This is a genomic window from Natrarchaeobius versutus (assembly GCF_041205745.1).
Lineage (GTDB): Archaea > Halobacteriota > Halobacteria > Halobacteriales > Natrialbaceae > Natrarchaeobius > Natrarchaeobius versutus.
In genome coordinates this window covers 128,440-150,281 of the sequence record NZ_JBGFCC010000002.1, presented here as the reverse complement: position 1 = coordinate 150,281, position 21,842 = coordinate 128,440, and the positions used below count along the sequence as shown (strand labels likewise).

At 65.2% G+C, this 21,842-nt stretch carries 20 protein-coding genes; 9 read left to right on the top strand and 11 right to left on the bottom strand.

From position 1 onward, the window contains the following. Window positions 1-64: 64 nt before the first annotated feature. Window positions 65-613 (bottom strand): hypothetical protein, encoded by a 549-nt coding sequence (locus AB7C87_RS06040; RefSeq protein WP_369728524.1) that lies wholly within the window; start codon window positions 611-613, stop codon window positions 65-67. Window positions 614-721: 108 nt separating this feature from the next. Between AB7C87_RS06040 and AB7C87_RS06035 the strand changes: the two genes are divergently transcribed. From AB7C87_RS06035 to AB7C87_RS06020, 4 genes are all read left to right on the top strand, one after another. Continuing rightward, window positions 722-1,096 carry a translation initiation factor IF-5A gene (locus tag AB7C87_RS06035; protein WP_369728523.1) on the top strand — a complete coding sequence of 125 codons (375 nt, stop codon included), beginning with the start codon at window positions 722-724 and terminating at the stop codon, window positions 1,094-1,096. Next, window positions 1,096-1,989 carry an agmatinase gene (speB, locus tag AB7C87_RS06030; RefSeq protein ID WP_369728522.1) on the top strand — a complete coding sequence of 298 codons (894 nt, stop codon included), beginning with the start codon at window positions 1,096-1,098 and terminating at the stop codon, window positions 1,987-1,989. Before AB7C87_RS06035 ends, speB begins: the two co-directional genes overlap by 1 nt. Before the next feature lie 406 nt (window positions 1,990-2,395). After that, window positions 2,396-7,183 carry a beta strand repeat-containing protein gene (locus tag AB7C87_RS06025; RefSeq protein ID WP_369728521.1) on the top strand — a complete coding sequence of 1,596 codons (4,788 nt, stop codon included), beginning with the start codon at window positions 2,396-2,398 and terminating at the stop codon, window positions 7,181-7,183. 151 nt (window positions 7,184-7,334) lie between these two features. After that, window positions 7,335-7,679, top strand: a complete 345-nt coding sequence (locus AB7C87_RS06020) for a DUF7344 domain-containing protein (protein WP_369728520.1) — start codon at window positions 7,335-7,337, stop codon at window positions 7,677-7,679. A 53-nt stretch (window positions 7,680-7,732) separates the two neighbouring features. Here AB7C87_RS06020 and AB7C87_RS06015 read toward each other — a convergent pair whose 3' ends face one another. Then, on the bottom strand, window positions 7,733-8,689 hold the full coding sequence (locus tag AB7C87_RS06015) for an acetamidase/formamidase family protein (protein WP_369728519.1): 957 nt from the start codon (window positions 8,687-8,689) through the stop codon (window positions 7,733-7,735). A 122-nt stretch (window positions 8,690-8,811) separates the two neighbouring features. Here AB7C87_RS06015 and AB7C87_RS06010 point away from each other — a divergent pair, with 122 nt between their 5' ends. From AB7C87_RS06010 to AB7C87_RS06000, 3 genes are all read left to right on the top strand, one after another. Next, on the top strand, window positions 8,812-9,579 hold the full coding sequence (locus AB7C87_RS06010; RefSeq protein ID WP_369728518.1) for a Nif3-like dinuclear metal center hexameric protein: 768 nt from the start codon (window positions 8,812-8,814) through the stop codon (window positions 9,577-9,579). A 425-nt stretch (window positions 9,580-10,004) separates the two neighbouring features. Continuing rightward, a complete protein-coding gene (locus AB7C87_RS06005; RefSeq protein ID WP_369728517.1) occupies window positions 10,005-11,507 on the top strand; it encodes a hypothetical protein in 1,503 nt (500 codons plus the stop codon). 99 nt (window positions 11,508-11,606) lie between these two features. Continuing rightward, entirely contained in the window at window positions 11,607-12,653 is a 1,047-nt protein-coding gene (locus AB7C87_RS06000) for a deoxyhypusine synthase (protein WP_369728898.1), read from the top strand. 59 nt (window positions 12,654-12,712) lie between these two features. Here the strand turns inward: AB7C87_RS06000 and AB7C87_RS05995 are convergent, their stop codons facing one another. The 5 genes from AB7C87_RS05995 to AB7C87_RS05975 form a co-directional block, all read right to left on the bottom strand. Continuing rightward, complete coding sequence (locus AB7C87_RS05995) at window positions 12,713-13,717, bottom strand: MATE family efflux transporter (protein WP_369728516.1); 1,005 nt, start codon at window positions 13,715-13,717, stop codon at window positions 12,713-12,715. 27 nt (window positions 13,718-13,744) lie between these two features. After that, on the bottom strand, window positions 13,745-14,173 hold the full coding sequence (locus tag AB7C87_RS05990; protein WP_369728515.1) for an MATE family efflux transporter: 429 nt from the start codon (window positions 14,171-14,173) through the stop codon (window positions 13,745-13,747). A gap of 541 nt (window positions 14,174-14,714) precedes the next feature. After that, entirely contained in the window at window positions 14,715-15,221 is a 507-nt protein-coding gene (locus AB7C87_RS05985) for a small multi-drug export protein (RefSeq protein ID WP_369728514.1), read from the bottom strand. A gap of 126 nt (window positions 15,222-15,347) precedes the next feature. Beyond that, window positions 15,348-15,731, bottom strand: a complete 384-nt coding sequence (locus tag AB7C87_RS05980) for a pyridoxamine 5'-phosphate oxidase family protein (RefSeq protein ID WP_369728513.1) — start codon at window positions 15,729-15,731, stop codon at window positions 15,348-15,350. A 148-nt stretch (window positions 15,732-15,879) separates the two neighbouring features. Beyond that, entirely contained in the window at window positions 15,880-16,680 is an 801-nt protein-coding gene (locus tag AB7C87_RS05975; RefSeq protein ID WP_369728512.1) for a glycosyltransferase family 2 protein, read from the bottom strand. Between the two features lie 181 nt (window positions 16,681-16,861). On the opposite strand from AB7C87_RS05975, the gene AB7C87_RS05970 reads away from it, so the two are divergent. Next, window positions 16,862-17,476: a DUF8173 domain-containing protein gene (locus AB7C87_RS05970; RefSeq protein ID WP_369728511.1), complete on the top strand. Its 615-nt coding sequence runs from the start codon at window positions 16,862-16,864 to the stop codon at window positions 17,474-17,476. A gap of 236 nt (window positions 17,477-17,712) precedes the next feature. On the opposite strand, the gene AB7C87_RS05965 is transcribed toward AB7C87_RS05970, so the two are convergent. Then, window positions 17,713-18,009: a DUF3303 domain-containing protein gene (locus AB7C87_RS05965; RefSeq protein ID WP_369728510.1), complete on the bottom strand. Its 297-nt coding sequence runs from the start codon at window positions 18,007-18,009 to the stop codon at window positions 17,713-17,715. Window positions 18,010-18,258: 249 nt separating this feature from the next. Further along, window positions 18,259-18,426, bottom strand: a complete 168-nt coding sequence (locus AB7C87_RS05960; protein WP_369728509.1) for a hypothetical protein — start codon at window positions 18,424-18,426, stop codon at window positions 18,259-18,261. 290 nt (window positions 18,427-18,716) lie between these two features. Here AB7C87_RS05960 and AB7C87_RS05955 point away from each other — a divergent pair, with 290 nt between their 5' ends. Further along, complete coding sequence (locus tag AB7C87_RS05955) at window positions 18,717-19,532, top strand: hypothetical protein (protein WP_369728508.1); 816 nt, start codon at window positions 18,717-18,719, stop codon at window positions 19,530-19,532. 447 nt (window positions 19,533-19,979) lie between these two features. Here AB7C87_RS05955 and AB7C87_RS05950 read toward each other — a convergent pair whose 3' ends face one another. Together AB7C87_RS05950 and AB7C87_RS05945 are read right to left on the bottom strand one after the other, a co-directional pair. Continuing rightward, window positions 19,980-20,765 (bottom strand): hypothetical protein, encoded by a 786-nt coding sequence (locus tag AB7C87_RS05950; protein WP_369728507.1) that lies wholly within the window; start codon window positions 20,763-20,765, stop codon window positions 19,980-19,982. Further along, entirely contained in the window at window positions 20,656-21,819 is a 1,164-nt protein-coding gene (locus AB7C87_RS05945; protein WP_369728506.1) for a winged helix-turn-helix domain-containing protein, read from the bottom strand. The genes AB7C87_RS05950 and AB7C87_RS05945 overlap by 110 nt, the downstream gene beginning before the upstream one ends. Between the last annotated feature and the right edge of the window lie 23 nt (window positions 21,820-21,842).

Here is a 21,842-nt window from a genome sequence, read left to right as displayed (position 1 = left end):
TGCGGGTCCGCTCGCCCGCACCTCGACTCGTCCGACCGTCGTCGCCGTGGATCTCGAGGCGACGTCAGTGCTTCGTGCACTCGGCCCACGTCGCCGAGCCGTCTTCTCCGCGTTCGACGTCTCGTCGGAGGTCGAACGCGCGGTAATTTTCCTCCGCGAACAACCGGTCTGCGAGGGCAGGCGGGACCGAGACGCGACGACACTCGCCCGAAACGAGCAGTCCACCGGGGCCGAACGTGAACTCCACGTCGTAGTGGGCGACGCGTTCGTCCCGCTCGGCGAGGACGGGGTGGATCGCCTCGAGGACGGCCGCGACGTACTCGAAGACCATCTCCATCCCCGGTGCGTCGCTCGTCCCGAGGTCGACGCGGACGACCGGGACGACGGCGTCACCGCGGTCGCCCTCGGCTCGTTCGACGACAGCCAGTCGTCTCACGGTTGGAGCGCGTTCGAGGTGTGATCCCGTTCCGGGAGCCATCTCGGCTTCGAGTTTCCTCTCGAGTTCGGAGACGAGCGCGTGCTGGTCTCGCCTGCGCCGTCGCCATCCGGCGAACAGGAGAAGGCCGATCCCGACGAGGATCGCCGCGACCGCGGCGACCGACGGTTCCGTCATCGGTGGCGGTTCGTTCTCCACGAAGGTGATAGTTTCCTGTCTGGACGTTGACCGACTGGCAGGCGCCATTCCAAACGGTTTATGGCCGTCGGTTGATTACGCCGGGACATGGCGAAACAGCAGCAAGAAGTTCGCGACCTCCAGGAAGGAAGCTACGTGATGATCGACGACGCGGCCTGTAAGATCGACGCCTACTCGACGGCAAAACCGGGCAAACACGGAAGCGCGAAAGCGCGCGTCGAAGCGCGCGGCGTCTTCGACGGCAAGAAACGGTCGTTCTCCCAGCCGGTCGACGCGAAGATCTGGGTTCCGATCATCGAGCGTAAACAGGGACAGGTCGTCTCCGTCGACGGCGCCGACATGCAGGTCATGGATCTGGAGACGTACGAGACGATCACGATGCGTATTCCCGACGACGTTGACGTCTCCCCAGACGACGAGATGGAGTTCCTCGAGATGGAAGATCAGCGGAAGATTATCTGATGTTTCCCGGGGCGACCGACGAACGCGAGCGGACCGACACGGAAACCGAACCCGACCGCGACGCCGAAACCGACGCGGTCGGTGAGGAATCGGGCCGTGGCGGCGCGAACTTCGTGGTCGTCGGTGCGCCCCTGGACGTATCGACGACCTTTCAGCCGGGGACCCGATTCGGCCCCCGGCGGATCAGGACGTTTGCGGAGACGTTCGACGACTACGACCGTCGAACCGACCAGTACTTTTCCGAACTCGGCGTCGTCGACCACGGCGACGTCTACGCGTGGGACGACGCGCAAGCGTACCTCGAGTACCTCGAGGGGACGCTCCGGGACGTCGTCTGGGACGGCGCGATTCCGTTGACGCTCGGGGGTGAGCACACGATCTCGCTCGCCGGCGCGCGAGCCGTCGACCCCGAGGTGTTCGTCGCCCTCGATGCGCACCTCGACTTACGCGAGGCCTACGACGGTAATCGTCTCTCACACGCCTGCGTCACGCGGCGAATCATCGAGGGCGTCGACTCGCTCGAGGAGGTGATCGTCCTCGGCGCCCGAACGGGAAGCGAGGAGGAGTGGGACCGCGCGAGCGAGGGTGACGTCACCGTCGTCGCCCCGGCGGACGTCGCCGACTTCTCGTTCGGCGACCGACTCGAGGGCCGCGAGGTCTACCTGAGCGTCGACATCGACGGGGCCGATCCCGCCTACGCGCCCGGAACGGGAACGATGGAGCCGTTCGGCCTCGAGCCCCGCGAGATGCGCGACGTCGTTCGCGAGGTCGCCCCCCACACAAGCGGGTTCGACGTCGTCGAGGTCAACGATCGGGACGACGGCCAGGCGGCGTCGCTCGCGGGCAAACTCCTTCGAGAGTTCGTCTACACGGCCGTCCACGAATCCGCGTAGCGATCCCCTCGAGTGAGCCGGCTCGTCACACAGGGACGAACGGTCGTTTCTCCGAAGCGTCTCGGACTCGAGCAACAGCGTCGAAATCGTTCTCGAGGACGGTCCGAGACGACGGTCGCCGAGTCGATCCGTTGACCGAATCGCCGAGACGAACACGTTTAGAACGTGGTGAATTTTATCGCAGCGTATCATTCGTCTCGTTTCTGAGACGGCATCTCACTCCGCACACAGAACCTCTAGGAAACAGATAAGGAATTCGACGCTCGAATACTCTCGTATCGAGTGAAATGTCACTATTGAATTTATTATACCACTGTCACCAGTCGTCTTCCGGCTGGGGGGAGGGGATCACTTCGTCCGGATGCGGTGGGGTCACTCGAGGCCTAGCTACGAGTGGGGTGGACCGATGAATCGCGGACTGCGGATCGTCCTCGTGCTCGCGCTCGCCGTCGTCGCCGGTGTCGGTCTCGCCGCCGTTGGAGCGGCGGACGTGACCCAGGCGACCGCGGACCACGAGGCGACGCTCGAGGGGATGGCCGGCGACGGCGACGAGGAGCCGTACGTGATCACGAACGCGTCCGAACTCGAGGCCGTTTCGGCCGATCTCGGGGCGGAGTACGTCCTCGGCAACGACGTCGACGCGGGCGAATCCGGGGCGTTCGAACCGATCGGCGACGCGGAGAACCCGTTTACGGGGACGCTCGACGGCGACGGTCACGCGATCACCGGGCTCTCGCTCGAGGAGAGCACGGATCGCGTCGGCCTGTTCGCCGGCCTCGAGGGGGCGACGGTTCGCGACCTCGAGATCCGCGACGCCGACCTCGTCGTCGACGGCGGGAGCGAGCGAGTCGAGCGCGTCGGCGTACTCGCCGGGACCGCAGACGGCGCGACGCTCGAGGACGTTGCGGTGACTGGAACGGTGACAGTCGAGTCGGCCGGCGACGTCTCCCGGATCGGCGGCCTCGTCGGGGCCGCGGATGGGGAGGCGCTCGAGCTGGCGGACGTCGACGCGCAGGTCGGTCTGTTCGTCGTCGGTGACGACGTCAGCGACGTCGGTGGCGTCGCCGGGGTTGCGGGCGATAGCTGGACGGTGACCGATTCGACGGTGTACGTCGAATCGGCGACGGATGCGACCGGCGACGTCGACTCGGTTGCCACGGTCGCGGGAACCGCGGGCGACGGCTGGAACGTGACGAACGCCGAGATCGCGGGTATCTTCGACGTCTCCGCGACGGAGAGCGTCACGCGGGTCGCCAGCCTCTCCGGTAATGCGGGCGACGAGTGGGAGGTCGCCGAGTCGGAGGTCGTGGCCGTCGTCGAACCCGAGACGGAAGAGGCTAATCGGATTGGTTCGGTCGCGGGTAGCGCCGGAGACGGCTGGGAGATCACCGAATCCGAGATCGTCGGCGTCGTCCGACCCGAGACGACGGCGGCCGATCGGATCGGCGTTCTCGGCGGGAGCGCCGGAGACGACTGGGCCGTTCTGGACTCCGAACTCGTGGGCGTCGTGGACCTCGAGGGGGCCGACAGCGCAGGGAGCGTCGCCGTCGCCTCGGGGGAACCCGGAGACGGATGGGCGATCGTGGAGTCGGAGATCACCGGCACCGTCGCGATCGACGCGAGTGCGGACGTGGCCGACGTCGGACTCGGGGCGGGAGCTCCGGTGGCGGACTGGACGGTCGTCCGATCCTCCGTCGAAGGGATGGTGGAGATCGACTCCGACGGCGACGTTCGCAACGTCGGTTCGGTAGCCGGTACCACAGCGGGCGAGACGGTCTTCGTCGACTCGACGGTCGCCACCGGGGTGACAATCGACTCCGGTGGCTCGGTCGACTCGGTCGGCGGCGTGGTCGGCGACGCGGGAAGTGAGTACGTGATGGCCGATGCCGAAATCGACGGCTTCGTCGACGTCACCGCGGCCGATTCGGTCGACCGCCTCGGTGGTGGCGTCGGTGTCGCGGGTGAGGATGCAGTCGTCGTCGCCACCGGCGTCGAGACGCACGCCTTCGTCGAAGCCGATTCGGCGGGCAGTGTCGGCGGAGTAATCGGCGAAAACGCGGGCGGGACCACTATCGGGTCTACGGCCTCGTCACACCTCGAGATCGACGCGGACGAGACGACGGCGGTCGGCGGCCTCGTCGGCCACAACGATGGCGTGATCGGCGACTCCTACACCGACGCGTTGATCCGGGCCGACGGCGTCGTCGGCGGACTCGTCGGCGAGAACGCCGGCTCGGTCGAGCGATCGTTCGCCGTCGGCCCGATCGACGGTTCGGGAACCGTCGGCGGACTCGTCGGCGAAAACACCGACGGGGCCGTCTCCGAATCTTACTGGGACACCGCGGCCGGAGCGTCGTACTGGACGACGACCGGAGCGGACGAGTGGGACGGGACCGGGACGGACGCGACGAGCGGGATCGGCGACGGCGTCGGCGAGAGCGGGGTGATCGGCCTCGAAACCGAGCAGATGACCGGATCGGCGGCGGCCGAGTACATGGATGCGCTCGAGTTCACCACGGAGTGGACGATCACGGCGTCGTATCCAGCGCTCGCGTGGGAGCCCTCCGAGGAACTCGAGGGCGAGGGGACCGCCGACGATCCGTACGTCGTCACCGACGTCTTCGAGTTACAGGCCGTCAGCGACGACATCGAGGCCCACTACGTCCTCGGAAACGATATCGACGCTACGGAGACTGCACACTGGAACGACGGCGCCGGCTTCGAGCCGATCGGAGCGGAGGGGGCGCCGTTCGAGGGGAGCTTCGACGGAAACGACTCGACGATCACCGGGCTGACGATCGACCGAAACGCGAGCGATCGAGTCGGCCTGTTCGGCCAGACCGATTCCGACGCGGCGATCGAGGACGTCCGCCTCGAGAACGCGAGCGTCCACGGCGACGAGCGCGTCGGCACGCTCGTCGGCTTCAACTTCGGTTCGGTGTCGAACGCGAGCGCCGAGGGAACCGTCAGCGCAAACGGCAGTTACGCGGGCGGGCTCGTCGGCGCGAACGTCGGCCCCGTGACGAACGCCAGCGCCGCAGTCGACGTCGAGACGGACGGAGACCGGGTCGGTGGACTGCTCGGCGCCTCGAGTAGTACGGTTTCCGACGCGCGGGCGACCGGAAACGTCCGCGGCGCCGAACGAGTCGGCGGCCTCGTCGGCTACAACACGGGGGACGCACCGGTTCCCGGGACTGCCGAGGCGACGATTTCGGACTCACACTCGAGTGCCACCGTAAGCGGGACCGAGTGGGTCGGCGGCCTGGTCGGAACCAACGAGAACGCGACTGTTTCGGGGTCGAACGCGAGCGGTTCGGCCGATGGGCTCCTCGGAACCGGCGGGCTCGTCGGGGAGAACCAGGGGGTAATCGAGCGCTCGAGCGCCGACGTGCGCGCGACCGGATTCGGGTTCGTGGGCGGGCTCGTCGGCCACAACGACGGGCCAGTCTCGGACTCGTTCGCGCGCGGAGATGCCACCGGTTGGTTCCTCACCGGCGGTCTCGCCGGTGTGAACGTCGACGAGGTTTCGACCTCGAGCGCCGGCGGTGACGTCGACGGAATAACCGTCGCGGGCGGACTGGTCGGACTCAACACGCACACGGTAACGACCTCGAGTGCGACCGGCAACGTCACCGCCGAAACCGACGTCGGCGGACTCGTCGGCCTGAACGCGGCGCCGCTGGATGGAGACGACGCCGTCGGCCTCGGAGCAGTCGACGCGGACGCGAACGCGGTCGAAATCGCGGGCGCCGACGGCGACCACGCTGTCCCCGAACCCGACCTCGACGGCGAGTCCGAACCCGGGAATGGTGTCGACTCCGAACTGACCGTACTCGGGACCGATGGACTCGATATCGCCAGCAGTTCGTTCCCCGACCCGGCACTGATCACCGACTCGTTCGCGACGGGGAGTGCACACGGTGACGAGAACGTCGGCGGGCTAGTCGGCACGAAAAATCACTCGACGATCGAACGATCGTACGCGGCCGGTCCGGTCGGCGGCGACGAGAACGTCGGCGGACTGGTCGGGAAGTTTACCAACGGCGCGACAGGGGACTCCTACTGGGACGCCGACGTCGTCGACGACGACAGCTTCGGCGGTACGGGGATTCCAACGGCGAACATGACCGGCACGAACGCCGTCCGAACCCTGTACCTCGACTTCGCACAGACGTGGGTCGCCACCGACGGCTACCCCGCTCACCAACACGCCGTCGAGGCTGTGGAGTTCGAACCGAAAGACGACCTGAGACGCGGCGAGACGACCGACGCGAACGTTTCTCTCGCACTCGTCGACGGCGAAAGCGTTCCCGCGTCGACGACCAGCAACTACTCGAGCGCCGACGAACGGGTCGCGACCGTGGCCAACGGTACGATCACCGCGGAAGGGGTCGGCGAAACGACGCTCACCGCCGAAACTGCCGGCCAGACCGCGACCGCGACGGTCACGGTCTCCGGCTCGGGATCGTCTGGCGGGGGCGGCGGGGGCGGCGGCGGTGGTGGCGGAAGCGGTGCGCCCTCGACGACCGATTCGAGCGTCGACGTCTCGAGCGACGGCGGAACCGAGGCGACGGCGACGGTCCAAAATGCCGTTTCCGGCGAACCGGTCGCGATCGAGGGCGACGACGGGCATCCGCTTACGAGCGCTGGCGCGACGAGCGTCGAGCGGCTCTCGATCACCCCCGACGTAGACGGTGACTTCTCGACGACCGTCCGTTCGGGCCGGACGATCGTCGACGTTACCGACTCGACGCCGGCGCTCGAGGTCGACGGCTCGGATACGCTCGGCTACGCCGGGATCGATCACGATCTCGAGGGTGAACTCGCACAAGCGACGATCACGTTCGGCGTCGACGGCGGTGCGGGCGACGTGACGATCTATCAGTACCTCGACGGAGAGTGGGCCGCACTCGAGACGGAGCCCGTAGACGACGGGATCGTACAAATCGAATCGACGACGTCCGATCTCTCGGCGTTCGCGATCGCCGTCGAGGACCCGGGAACCGAGACCGACGACCGCGACGATGTCCACCTCGACGACGCAGACGACCAGCGGGACGTGGCGGACGATTCGACCGACGAGGAACCAGCGGTCGACGACGGAATCCCCGGCTTCGGACTCGTCGTCGCGCTGTTCGCGCTCGTCGCCGTCGTCGCTCGTTTCGTTCGAGACGGCCGACGCGGGCGAACGTAGTAGCGACGGCCGTCGACGAACGCGAGACAACACGGATCTCGCCCCCTTCGAACGCATCGAAGATGGCGATCCTCGAGGGGTTGTCAGTCGAACGACCAGACCCTACTGGTTAGGCCAAAGCATTGGGACCACATCCCACCTGCTGTGTTCTATGCCCGCCCCAGAGACTAGCGACCTATCTCGAGAAACGGTCCACTCGCTCCTCTCGGATCGACGGCGTCGGCACCTGCTTTCTCGGCTGTGCGAAACGCGACGGCTGACCGTCTCCACACTCGCGAGCGAACTGGCCGAACGCGAGCGGGCGGAGGCGAGTCCGGAACAGCTCTCCGTTCGCCGCGAGATCGAGATCTCGCTCGTCCACAATCACCTGCCACGACTCGCGGATTATCGCGTACTCGAGTACACCTCCCATGGCGACGATATCGTCGTGAGGGGGACGCTCGACGGCGAGTCCGCCTTGCTCGACGATCTCGAGGCGTTGCTCGAGATGGAGTGAGCGCCACACATCGAGAGCCCGGGTCGACAGGACCGAGATTTCCGCCCGGCGGGTCAAAACGGCGTCGGCAGGTACGCCTTCGGGATCGCGTTTCGCACCGTGACCAGCGGATCGACGACCTGGCTGATCTCGAGGCCGCCGACCAGACTCGAGAACATGTACGCCTCGGTCGGGTCGAACCCGTGTGCCGCCGAGAGCAACTCGACCGCGTCGAGGTTCGCACGCTGGCAGGCCTCCTCGAGCGTCTCCGCGCTCGCGACGGTCTTCCAAGCGCCGGGCGTCTCGATCAGGGGCCGCTCGATGGTCGTTTCCGGATCGTCGATCACCTCGAGGGTGACGTCGATCTCGGTCGCGATCTCGGAGCCCGTTCCGCACATCTCGCCGTCGGCCATCGCGGCCTTACAGTCGCCCATCGCGAGCATCGCGCCGTCCTGGAACACCGGGAAATAGACCGTGTTTCCGGCGGCGACGTCCGTCGTGTCCAGGTTGCCGCCGTGGTCGTGGGGGACGAGCGTCGTGTACGATTCGCCGGCGGGCGCGACGCCGATCGTGCCGATCACGGGATCGATCGGGATCTCGAGGTCGCCAAAGCGGATCTCACTCCCGGTACCCTCGATCGGGCCGCCGTTGTCGCCAGCCCGTTCGTCGCCGTCGGATTCGACGGGCGTCATTCGCGTCCGAGGCGCCTCGATCTCGTCGAACCCGTCGAGGAGACCGAAGCCGTCGATCGTAATCACCCGCCCCTGTTCCTCCGCGAGCCGAATCGCCTCGATCTGGACGGCCAGAACGCTGCCGGGTTCGGCGCCGTCGACGGCGATCGGTCCCGTCGCCGCGTTCACTTCCTCGGGGACGGTCTCGATCTCGTCGTCGTCGGACTGGACCGCGCCGTCTAAGCTATCCCTCGTTTCGATCGTCAGTTCGGTGCCGGACTCGACGGTCTCGATCCCCTCGAGATCGGCCGCGAACTCGTAGATCGCACCGTCCTCGTGACTGATCGTTCGACGCGACATACCCGTTCGTTCGCGCCGCGGGACGGTAAAACGGGCCCCTGTCTGGGGGGTGCTCGTGGGCTGTGAGCGGGGTAGCTGTCGGAATCGAACAGGTACAAGCCGACGGCGCTCGAGGCCCACGTATGGAGCTCTCGGAGTTCGTCGACCGACTCGACGAGGAACTGCGCCACGACGAGTACGCCGACCTCGACGCCAGCGCGAACGGCCTGCAGATCGGGCCCGAGGAGGGGACCGTCGACCGCGTCGCCGTCGCCGTCGACGGCGTCCGCGAGACGTTCGAACTGGCGGCCGAGGCCGACGCGGACGTCCTCGTGGTCCACCACGGCATCTCGTGGGGTGGCTTCGACCGCGTCACCGGCCGGACGTACGACCGCGTCCGGACGCTGATCGAGAACGACCTCGCGCTGTACGTTTCTCACCTCCCGCTCGACGGCCACCAGGACCTCGGCAACGCCGCCGGCGTCGCGGACGTTCTCGAGCTCTCCGATCGCGCGCCGTTCGGCGAACTCGGCCCGCAGTACATCGGCCAGCGCGGCGTTGCGGACGAGCCCTACGCCCCCGACGAGTTGTGCGAACGCCTCGAGTCCGGGCTCGAGACCGACGATAACTCGGTCCAACACCTCGCGTTCGGCCCCGACGAGATCGAGGACGTCGCCATCGTCACCGGAAGCGGCACCGACTGGCTCGAGCACGCGGCCGAAATCGGCGCGGACGCGCTGGTGACCGGTGAAGGGAAACAGAAAGCCTACCACGCCGCCCAGGAGGCGGGAATCCACGTCTTCCTGGCCGGCCACTACGCGAGCGAGACGTTCGGCGTCCGGTCGCTCCAGGGGCTGGTCGAAGAGTGGGGGCTCGAGACGACGTATTTCGAGGTACCCACGGGACTCTGAATTTCTGGATTCGCCGTACTCACGCACGTGAGCACTCGCTCGCCGCCTCGAGTGGGTGTCCAGCGGCTTCGGTTGTTGCGTTCACGCTTCGGGCGAGAATCGACCGCTCGTCGCTCGAATCGCCGGTCTCGGTCCTCCTCACGCCGGTTTCTCTTTCCGAGTAAGGGGTCTCTTTCCATTTGTTTCGTGGCCGTTCACCGGTCGAAGGCGAGCCCTAGCCGGTGTGAACCGGCGGCTTTGCTCGCCGCGACGGCCGGCGACGCCGTACCGGACGGTTGTGGCGACGAGACTGTCATCGTCGTCGAACCGTTCGGCAAGTATCACTCTCGTGCCATCGAGTAGTTCACCGATTACAAACTGTTCGCTCGACGGCGATATCGATACTCGCGGCCGACCGGAGTCCCCGCTGGTGGCCGGAGGCGACTATGACAGGCGAACACCGTCTCTCCAGGCGACGATGTCTCGAAGCAATCGTAGCGACTGGCGGGTTGATCGGCGCCACCGAGTTCGGGACGACGACGGCGAGTGCAGGCGTCGGGAGAACTCGTGACGACGAGAACGAACGCGACGGAACGGCGAAGAAAGATCACGACGGCGATCCGACCGGAGACGGCGTCTCGAGCGTCGCGTTCGATGACTGTTACTCGACGACGGTCTCGTTCGACCGGGATTTCGTCGAACCCGCGGCGAGCGGCCACGTCACGCTCCCGACCTGGAGGCGAAACGGCTACCTCGAGGTGCCGACCGCGGGTACGCTCGAGAACACCGCCCTGCTGGCGATCACGGCCGGAAACGCGTATCTCGCGGTACCGATTGTGGGAGTCCACGACGACTACGCCGAACTGATCGTCCGGAGCGACGGCCCGGTCGTCGAGACCACCCGGACGGTCACCGTCCCGATCGGAAATCGAACGGACGAATCGCTCGCGATCAAGTACGCCGGGAACGGCGACGGCTACTACGAGATTCCGCTGAAAGGCGGCGGCTTTCTCGAGTTACCTGCGGTGGGTAAAGCCGACGACGCGATCGAGATCCCACTCGAGAACGGCGACGCGGCGTTCCCGGTTCGCGACGACGAGGGCGGTTACGTCTCGGCGCCCGTCGTTCGCATGGAAGGCGACTCTCTGGTGGACGTCCGCATCCGGACGTACAACGCGCGGAAGAATCGGATCGAGAACGTACTTACGAGAATCACGATCGACGATCTCCAGGCGGTCCAGACGTCGGGCGAAATCGCCTACGCGTGGACGTTCTCCGCCTTCCAGTTTTACGACCGGCCACTCGGTGCCGGAGATCAGGTGCTCTCGGTGACGATCGACGGCGAGACCGTCGAGAACCGGGGCTGTGCGATGGACGCCGCGGGATCGAAACGCCACGAGAAAACCGACGACGTCGGTCCGAACTCCCTCGGGCTCGCTCCCGTTTGCGTCGACGCGGAGACGAACCTCGCTCGATACCGGGTCGACAACCGGGGCGACGGTCCCGTGATGGTCCAGTATGCGGTTGCCGGAACAGATCGGTCCGGCTCGGTCCCCGTCGAGGCGACGAGCGCGACCTACTTCGAGGTCTTCGCACCTGGCGGCGAGGCATCTGTCGCGCTCTTTTATCAGGGCAAGACGGTCGATCGACGCGACAGCGCGACCCGACGCGCTTGCATCCCGCGTGGGGAGGTCGCACTCGACCTCGAGTGTACTGACCTCCAGAACGGCCGCGCGCAGTGGTACGTCCACAACGCGACCGACGACGATCTGACGTTCGTCTACCGCGTCGCCGAGACCGGCGAGACGGGCGCGATTACGGTCGAGGACAGCTTGGCTAGCGCCGAGACGTTCTGGGTCGGGACAGCCGAGGGGGAGGCGACGGTTACGCTGTACTACGAAGGTGTGCCGATTGCGACGGCGTCCGCGGATCCGACCGACGCCTGTTAGCGACCGTTCTTTCGTTTGCTCGTGACTCGTCGTCGCGTCTTGCAGTTCGCTTTCGGCCGAATCGGGGCGTTCAAAGCGCTGGCCGACGGACGGCTTCTCATGAGCGAGGACAGCGACGAGCACGACCACGGACACCACGATCCAGAGCGCGAGACGTTTTCTCACGATCCGATCGGCCACGCCGAGGTCGAGGCGGGGATGACGGTCGGCGAACTCGCCGACGAGTACGGCGAGGTCGGCCTGGGTGGTGCGGCCCTTCACGAGGCCGTCGACGTCACCGAAGCGATGTTCGACGACGACGTAACCGTCTTTTTCGGCCTTGCGGGTGCGATGGTCCCGACCGGTATGCGCCGGATCGTCTCCGATCTGATCCGCGACGGTTACATCGACGTCCTCGTGACGACGGGGGCGAACCTCACCCACGACAGCATCGAGGCAATCGGCGGCAAACACCACCACGGCTGTGTCACCCCCGAGGGCAAGACCGAGCGCGAACACGACGAAACCCTCCGCGAGGAGGGCGTCGACCGGATCTACAACGTTTACCTCCCCCAGGAGTACTTCGCGACGTTCGAGTCCCACCTCCGCGAGGAGGTCTTTCCCGTGCTCGAGGCCGAGTGTGAAGAAGACGGTCCGGTCTCGATCCAACGGCTCACCGAGGAACTCGGTCGGGCGAACGCCGACGTAAACGAGCGCGACGACGTCGACGAGGACGCGGGGATCGCCGCCGCGGCCTTCGAGTGTGACGTCCCGATCTACTGTCCGGCCGTCCAGGACTCCGTCCTCGGACTGCAGGCCTGGATGTACTCTCAGACGTCGCCGTTTACCCTCGACGCGCTCTCGGATATGTCGCCACTTACTGACATCGCGTTCGAAGCCGACGAGGCCGGGGCGTTTCTCGTCGGCGGCGGCGTCCCCAAGAACTTCACCCTCCAGACGATGCTCGTCACGCCCGACGCCTACGACTACGCCGTCCAGATCACGATGGACCCCAAACAGACCGGCGGCCTCTCCGGCGCGACGCTCGACGAGGCCCGTTCGTGGGGCAAACTCGAGACAGACGCCGAGAACGTCTCGATTTACAGCGACGCCTCGATCGCGTTCCCGCTGGTCGTCGCCGCCGCGAGGGAGCGACTCGAGGGATAGCTCCTTTCCGGCGCGTCACTCGCGTCCGCCTTAGCCTTTTAACGCCGGCGTTTTGACGTCTATTGCTCTTTCGTTCGTTCTTCGAGAACGTTCTCGAGCCACCGTCCTCGGTAGAAAAAGTACGCGCCAACGAGCGCTGCGGTGACGTTCGAGAGCGCAATGGCGTACCACGCGCCGGTCGCACCGAGACCGACTGCGAGGACGAACGCCGCGGCGAACACCGCCCTGGCTCCCCACAGGGTCGTCACGCCGATTCCCATCGCCATCCGGGTCGACCCGGAGCCGTAGAACGCTCCGTTCATCACGTGATAGACGGCCATGACGGCCCACGTCGGCGCGACGATTCGGAGAAACGTCTCACCGTGGTCGACGATCGCACCGGCTCCGGGTCCGGTGACGAACGTGTCGACGATGGGGCGGGCGAAGACGATCGTCAGCGCACCGGCGACGAGGAAGGCACTCGAGAGGATCGTAGTGGCGACGTACACTGTGTGACGGGCGCGCTTTTGACGCCCATCGCCCAGGTTCTGCCCGACGACGGTCTCGACGGCCATCCCCATCGCGACAGTGGGAAGCCAGACGAGCGAGATGAACCGGTTGCCGATGCCGTAGGCGGCGACCGCATCGGCGCTCACGGTGGCGATGAGTATCGTCATCACGATGGCGGCGATCGATTCCGTGCTCTGGTCGATGGCTCCAGGGGTGGCGATGCAGGTGATCTTTCGGATCGTCGCGCCCTCCGGACGGAGGTCAGAGAGCGCGAGGTGGATGCCGACGCGGCCGCTGAACAGGAGCCACAGACCGACTACGGCGGCGACGCCCTGCGAGACGACCGTCGCCAGCGCCGCTCCCGCGACGCCAAAGCCGGTAAAGCCGGTCGCGGCGAACAGCGCCGACTCGAGTCCCTCGAGTCCGAACCAGCCAAACAGCGGGTTGTCGACGAACCCCAGGACGACGAACGGATCGACCGCGATGTTGAGCGCGACGCTGAGCGTTGCCAGGTACATCGGCGTCTTCGTATCGCCCCAGCCACGAAGGAGCGAGAGGAAGACATAGAAACTCACAGTGACGGGCATCCCGAGGAAGACGATCTAGGTGTAGGTGACCGCGAGACCGTGGACCGTCGTCCCCGGCGTGGTCCCGATGGCGGCGAGTAACTGCGGTGTGAAGACGGTTCCGAGGGCCGCGCCAGCGACGGCGATGGACAACGCGAAGCCGAGTGTCTGTCCGGCGACGTGAGTCACCCGGTCGTCGTCCCCAGCTCCGACGTGCTGGGAGACGAGGATCGTTCCCGCGGTCGTCATCCCGCCGCCGACGCTCACCACCAAGAAGATGATCGGCCAAGAGAACGACAGGGCGGTCACCGGCTCCGTTCCGAGTTGTCCCACCCAGAACGTATCGGTGAGGTTGTAGACGACCTGTAACAGTTGCGTCGCCATCAGCGGCCCGGCCAGGGCGAGCAACGGCCACGCGAGCGCCCCCTCCGTAAACCGTGTCGACCGGTTCGAAGCGTCGGTCACGCACTCCCTCCAGCGGGCGGGCAGTTGTTCGGTGTGCTCGTCGGTTTCAGCCCGGCCCTCGCCCACATCGTTCGATCGCTCGGTGTGCTCGTCGGTTTCAGCTCGGCCCTCGTTCGGATTGGTTGTCTCGAGACGCGAACCGGGTTCCCTCTCTTAGACTGTCGTTCGTCGTGCGTGCTGTACTCCGTGGACCGATCGCGTGGTCGCCTGCCGTCTGCGCCGTCCATAGTGTGTCTTCGCTCTCATGGGGTGTCTTCGATCGTCGAGCGGGTCGCTCGTTAAAACTGTGTCGCAGGATGTCCCGTGGGCAACGGTTGTCGCCGATAGTGAATCGAACAGCTCCCGCTCTCGAGTGAGCGAGCCGATCGTGGGCCTGCGATTCAGGCCCAACTACAGCGCGGTGCGCATCGAATCGATCGGACCGAGAATCTCGCTACGGATATCGGTGTCGATTGGACCTCGGCTCCTGCCACGCACGCCCGGTCCTCCATGCACGCGACAAGCAGGATTCCGTTCCGCGAACGATTCCACGTCGAGACCCTCAGAGCAGGCCCAGGACCGAGAAGCCGAACACCGAGCCGGCGACCAGAATGGCCGTCCACGCGCCGATGCCGACGGTCATCCACCCGATCACTGCTCGGTCTCGACTGCCGGCGAACAGCGCGACGAGCGCGGCGACGTGGACGCCGGTCAGAATCGGTCCGCCGATCGACAGTCCCGGCAACCCGTACCGGTCCCAGAGCCGACGCGCTCGAGCGTAGCGATCTCGCTTTTCCGCCCCATCGGTCCCGCGTCTCGCGTGCCACCACTCGCTCAGTCGCCGGTGAAAGACGACGAGTCCGCAGACGGAGAGGGCGTTTCCGGCGAATGCGAGGACGCCCGTCGCGACGGGGTCGAGGCCGAGGCCGATCGCGATCGGAACGACGACCAGAACCTCGAGGAGCGGAATCGCCGCGAGGACGAATACCAGGGCGTACTGGAGGATGCCGCTCGTTTCCTCGATCGTCGCTCCGATCTCGACGAGCAACGGCGCCAGCGTCGTCACCATGGGCCGATAGTTCGCGGGCGAACGTAATACCGGATTCGGCTTCCGGTTGCGGATCGGTCCCGCCCGGCCGTCGATCGCCCGCTGATCGTCGACGGGGTGTCCAATCGAGACTGAGCGGGTGGGCGATCAGTACGTCCGGTAGGTCGCCGACCCGACGTCGATCCGGACCAGGGTGTTCTCCTCGTAGGCGTCCGCCGTCGCGCCGTACTTCTCGTTGATTCGCCGGCGAGCCGCCGTCGCCTCCGCCTCGTCCTCGACGACCGTCGCCGTCCCGAGTACCGACACCATCCAGCGGGCGTCGCCGCCCTCGTCGGCCTGGATCGAGAGGGCGACGCGGGGATTTTCGCGGACGTTGGCGAGCTTTCGCCCCGTCGTCACGATCTCGACGAACCCGTCTTCGTAGCGATACCAGACGGGGGCGACGTGTGGTCGGCCCTCGAGGCAGGTTCCAAGATGCGCCATCAGGGGCTCGCTCTCGAGCAGTCGTTCGGCTTCGGGTGGAACCGTCACGGTGTCGGATGGACGTCGAGAAACAAAAGCGATCGCCACGAGGATGCGCGGCCGGGGAGGCGACGGGTGCGGTATGAACTGCTGTCGATCACAGCAGTCCGTCTGAGACGGCCCGTCTCACGGTGGTCCGATCCACCCTCGTCCGCTGTCAGCGACGCCCGCCGACGGGCGTCGTACGGACCCGTTCGGCGTCCAGCCGAAGGTAGTGAGAGAGCGTTCCGATCAACCCCATCTCGGCGACTCGTCTGCCGGAGCTCTCGACGAGCACCTGCGGACAGTATCCCGTTGGGTACCGCCGACCGAGCCGGCGGCTGAAGGCGGTGTCCTCGTTTGGAACCGACGGAAACCCACCGATCTCTTGAAAGGCTTCTCGGTCGACGAAGCAGTTGAAACCGGGGAGAATCGGACGCTCGAGTCGTGGGAACACGTGATTGATCGTCGCCTCCATCAGTTTCGCACGGCGGGGGCCGGCCATCCGACAGTACGAACTCGCCGCGGCCAGGTCGTTCGCCTCGAGATAGCCGAGCATCCGAGTTAGATACGTCGCCCGGACCCGCGTATCGGCGTCGACGAACGCGACCCACTCTCCGCTCGCGCGCTCGGCACCCAGGTTCCGTGCCCGCGCGATGGTTCCGTTCGTCTCTGTGTGGACGGTCGCATCGTACTCTCTGGCAATCGCGGGCGTCGCGTCGCTCGAGTCGCCGTCGACGACGATCACCTCGTACTCGTATGCCGTATCGAGCCCGGCGAGACTGGCGAGGGTTCCACGGAGGTACGCCGCCTCGTTTCGCGCCGGGACGACGAAGCTGACGTCCACGGGGTCTCGGTTCGACGGCAGGACTGACTGTCCGTTTCCGGTTTCTTCGCCGGCAGAGTGTTCGTTCGCCGTCTCCTCGGTGGCGACCCGTTCGGTTCCGGTCGAGTCGTCCGACCCACTTTCGTCTGCCATCTCTCTCGAAGTGCGTCCGCACGAGGCTTAAGTCGTTGTCGTCTTCTCGCACTCGAGAGACCGATCCCGATGCTGTGCCCTCGAAGCGTGTACACGTTCTCGATCGAAACGGTCATCGCCACGTCGAGCTGTTCTGACTACACAACGACATTAATTTACCAGCCCACTCGAGAATTGTCGTATGGCTAATACGAAGGTCCTCTTCCTGTCGAGCCTCCTCGTGTTGTCGATCCCGGGCGTCGTCACCGCCGCCGACGTCGGGGCCGGATCGTTCCTCGACACCCTCCCGCTTTCCCTGTTGATGGTCCTCGAGTTCGCCCTGACGGCGTTCGTCGGCATCTCGCTGTTTGTCCTCTTTCCTGACTGGAGCCACCAGGCGGCGCGAACCGCCCGATACAGCCCGGTTTTTTCGCTCGTCTTCGGCGTACTCGCCATTATCGGCATCTGGATGCTCCAGTTCATCGGCGGGTTGCTCACCGTAACGATCATCGGCGCGATCGTCGGTCTCCCGCTGATCGTGATCGCGATCGCCGTGGAGGTGATCTGGACCACCGTGGGTTTCGTCGTCGTCGGCACCGTCATCGCGAACCGACTGATCGCCGACAACGTCTGGATCGGCATCTTCGCCGGCAGCTTACTCAGCGCGCTCATCGTGCCGATCCCCTACCTCGGCACCGCGATCGGGCTCGCCATCGGCGTCCTCGGCATCGGCGCCGCCGCACGCGTTACGCTCGGCCCCGGCGGCGTCTCGAGTCGCCCGAGCGAACGATCAGTTCCGCCGGCCCACCGGACGTAGATCCCTCGCGAGGCTGAACTCACGACCAAGCCGACGTTCACCGCATGATTTCGCTTCCAGCCGAAGCCTGGGACTGGGTGTGCACCCGAGTGACTGGGCAAATCTCGATCACCGAACGCTCTTTTGCTCGAGGGACCAACGATCTCCTGGCCGATGACGATGCACCCGCTCCGAACTGGACTCGGCACCCGGTAGTGACGAGCCCTATGAGTGCCGAGGCCACCGATTTACCCCGTTCAGTTTTCGAGGACGATCTGGGGCGCGTCGCCTAACGGCATGACCGGCGCCACGTGGGCCTCGTGGTCCTGCAGGAACGGCGGTCCGAGAAACGAGGTCACCGCCTCGAAGCTGTCGGCCTCGAGGACGAAGTAGAACGCGTGCTCGTTCGGCGTGACGTACGCGCCGTGGAGTTCGACGCCGGCTTCTTCGGCCGTCTCGTCCATCCCGTCGACCCAGCCTTCGCCCTTCTCTTCGTTCTCCGAACGCGCCCAGCAGTTGTCTGCGCTGTGGTGTGCGGTAACTACGAACAGCATGGGATTCACCGAAGTGAACGTAGGTCCACGACGATGATAAACCCATAGTCAGGCGATCGCGACCGGTTAGTCGGTGATACTGTACCGTGCGTCGACGGCGCTCTCGATTCCATAGTGTAAACAGTCACTCTCATAGGACGACACGGGAGCCGTCGCTTGGGACGATCTGACTATAGTAACAACTGCAACGATGTACACACTGATCGCCGACCCGTCTGGCGATCAGGTGTGCAAGACCTGCAGTGGCTACTATAGCGAGGAGTAGATCGATCCGCGACGTTGTTCGAACAGTAGCGGTTCGGGACAGATGCGCTCGAGTCGGTGGCTTCTCACCACCTTCGAAGGTCGATCGTCGTCGAAGCGGGCGAGATCGAACTGTTGTGCCCGCGGATGGGCCGCGTCGTAGTCGAACGTCACGTTGGCGTCGGGGGCCTCCTCATAGATCGACGATAGTCGGTCTTATCAGATGAGGATCGGTTTCGGCCGGAATTTTTATAATAGATTATTCATAACTTTATTTATGAATTTTATGGGGAGTGTACGGGAACGGTCTCAGTCAGTGATCCAGCAACTACAGGGGGTGGGGCGTGACGACCGATGAGTCGGATAATCACCTGAAGCGTCGGTCGCTCCTTCGTGCTGCTGCGGTCACCTCGGTGGGTGCGTCGCTAGCCGGGTGTATTGCTATCAACGAAGACGGGATCGAGATGGGATTCGGCGCTGATGACGACAGCTCGGAAGCCGGTTCTGGGGGTGACCCCACAGTCGACACGTCTGACGACGGGGCGACCGGCGACTCCGATCCACAAGGGACGAATGGTAATTCTGACGGTGGTGATGGTAACGCTGACGACGATGGTGGTGTCGATGAGGGAGATTACGGTGGGGACGCAGATGACGAAGCCGGCGAAGACGCAGACGACTCCGGGGACGAAGCCGGCGAAGACGCAGACGACTCCAGGGACGAAGCCGGCGAAGACGCAGACGACTCCAGGGACGAAGCCGGCGAAGACGCAGACGACCCTCCCACGTCACTCGAAGAGGACTGTATCAGTTTCGACCCGGATAATCTGAATGTCGTTCGAGCACGTGTCGAGGAACCGGACGGCCGCTGGAAAACTGTTGCCCGAGTAATTGAAGATACTCACCAATTGCTGGAACTCGAGTCGATGAGTGACGCGTTTTCGGCCAAAGAAATCATTGAATTCTACGGTTTCAATCGACACTGTTTCGTCGGTCGCCCGGATTCGGTGATGGCCTACTGGTTGGTCGATGGTCGGCCGGCGACGCTCAGTCAAACTCCCTTCACGGAGGACTGTATTTCGATCGATCACACGAACTTGACGGTCGAGCAAACGGCCGGCGGGGAGTGGAGACTCACCGACGGGACCCGCAGACTCATGACCGACCCGGATGAAGAAGCGATCCGAACGGCGAAGGCCACTATCGAACACCACGAGTTTTCCCGCCACTGTTTCGTCGGACGACCGAATCCGCCGATGACCTACTGGTTGACCGAGTAACGGCGACGTCGCGGCTACTCGAACCGGGAGCGATCGACCTGTTCGTATCGCTTCCGTGTATCCGACCGCCGTCGACCCAACCGGATCCGAGAGACGCACAGAGTACGAGACGGGTCGCATTCTGGGGCGGAAGACGAACTCTTTTCGAGCGCAACGCGACGACTCGAGCCGTCGCTCTTCTACCGACGAGATGATAACCCCCGGACAGCGAGGCGATAGATCACATCGCAAACCGCTCGAGCAAGTTCATCGAGGCATTCCGCCACGCCGACGAGGAGGCCGAACCGTCGCTGAAACCGGTGGACGCGACCGCCGAGGACGATCCCACTCCGTGAACGCCGAGCTGACCTGCGGCGTTCCGGCAGTCGTCGACTCGAGGCACGATCACCCTCCTGTCCTCTCGCGAGCGAACCGAGATCCGCTGGGAGTCACGAACGGAAGAGCTGACTACCGGTGGGGGCCGATGAGGAACCCGCCACAGCGATCCTCGAACCAGCCCACGCCGGTGAAGTGCCCCTCGACGGTCATGTCGCCGTAGTACCCGCTTTCGTTCGTGTACGGGCCGAACTCCCCGTCGAAAACGTCGAGGTCGCTCCCGTCGTTCCCCCCCTCGGGGACGACCCGTCGGGTGATCGTGATCGGGACCTGGTCGACGTACTCCCCGAAACTGATCTTGTCCGGAATCGCATCGGGGTCTTCGATGTCCACGACGACGTATCCGGAGACCACCTGTGGCTCCTCGAGCGGGAGTGTGGGGAGGTAGACGCCTGGTATCGAGAGGCGGACTTCGACGAGCGCCGGAGTGTACGGATCCCAGCGTCGGGGCCCGTTCCGCCATCGCTCCGGAGACGTGTTGATACCGCTCGAGGCGGTCTCCTCGGTGCCGGGGAATCCGTGGCTGTCCACGCAGGTGAACGTGTGGGTGGTGGTCCGACCCCCTTCCGCGAGTTCGATGTGCAGTTCGCTACACTCCTCGCTGATAAGGAACGCCAGTCCGTCGCTCACACTGCGGTCGTCGGAGAGCCAGAACTCGAGTTCGACCAGGCCCTCCGCGGACGGGACGAAGGTGTCGTCGGGGGTAACGTCGCCGTCGCCCTCGATGGACCAGGTGAGGTTGGCGAGGTCAGCCGGTTGGCCGTCCAGTGTGATCGACAGCTGGTGGGTCTCGCTGAGGGCGAGACAGCCGGGGTGTGGGCCGACGACGAGTTCTTTTTCCTCTTCCTCGTCGGTCACCAGGATCGTCACGCGATCCCGCCGGGGCGGCTCGAGGTCCGCCGTGCGGAGCCCCTCCTCCGCGACGGCCTCGCACTCGACGACGTACTGGGGTCGATCGTTCTTCGTCGACGGTCAGTCCCAGCGACTCGCCATCACAGGGGACGGTGAGGCGGATGCGGACGGGATCGATCTCGAGGATTTCCTCCTCGATCGATTGTGCCAATCGAAACGTCTCCCACGACGCGAATCGGTGGTCGATCACGTGGTCGGAGTAGAACGCGGTCACCGCCGGGCGGGTGAGAATCGCGATCGTGAGTGGGCCACGGGCGACGGATTTACACCGCTGACAGTGTTCGGCAACCTCCGTACGGTGTTGGCGGTGACAGTGTGGACATCCGCCGCCGTCGTCCGGTTCGTGCAGCGCACAGACGTCGAACGATTCTTCGACCTTGCCGGAGCAGTCGGGGCAGACGCCGTCGATGAACGACCGAACCCGCTGGAGGTTGTACCCGAGCGCCGCGTGAAACGCCTCCGTGTGGGTTCGGTCCGACAATCCCGTCGGCGGGAACGGAAACGTGAACAACACGCCGTCGGCGCCGTCAGCGTCTTGCCAGATACCTGTACACCGGCGACAGGAGGCGGTTACGTGATGGTCTTCGTAGTCCAGGACGACGGATGCCTCACACCGAGGACAGCGTTCGTCGATCTCCACGGAGTCGAAGTGTGGCCGTTTGCGAACCGTCCCGGCGACGACCGACCGGGCGATCTCGAACCCGGCTTCGGTGAGTTCGTACCCCGACTCAGTTCGCCGTACGAAGTGGTCGGTTAACTGCTCGAGGTGGTAGTTGAAGTTCCCGGTATCCTCGTAGCCAACCCGCTCGTACAGCTCCGAGAACGTAATCCCGGTGTCCACATCGTACAAGTTCGAGAACTTCACCACGTTGGACGGATCCTCCGGTTCGTACAGCTCCCACAGCGCCCGTACGATCTCGAAGCGCGTTTCGTCGGCTAAGATGGCGAAGGCGTCGTCCGGCGAGAGACTCCTCGGTTCGTCGTCCGTTCCAGTGGTCATTGAACGCAATACGTGTCATAGTA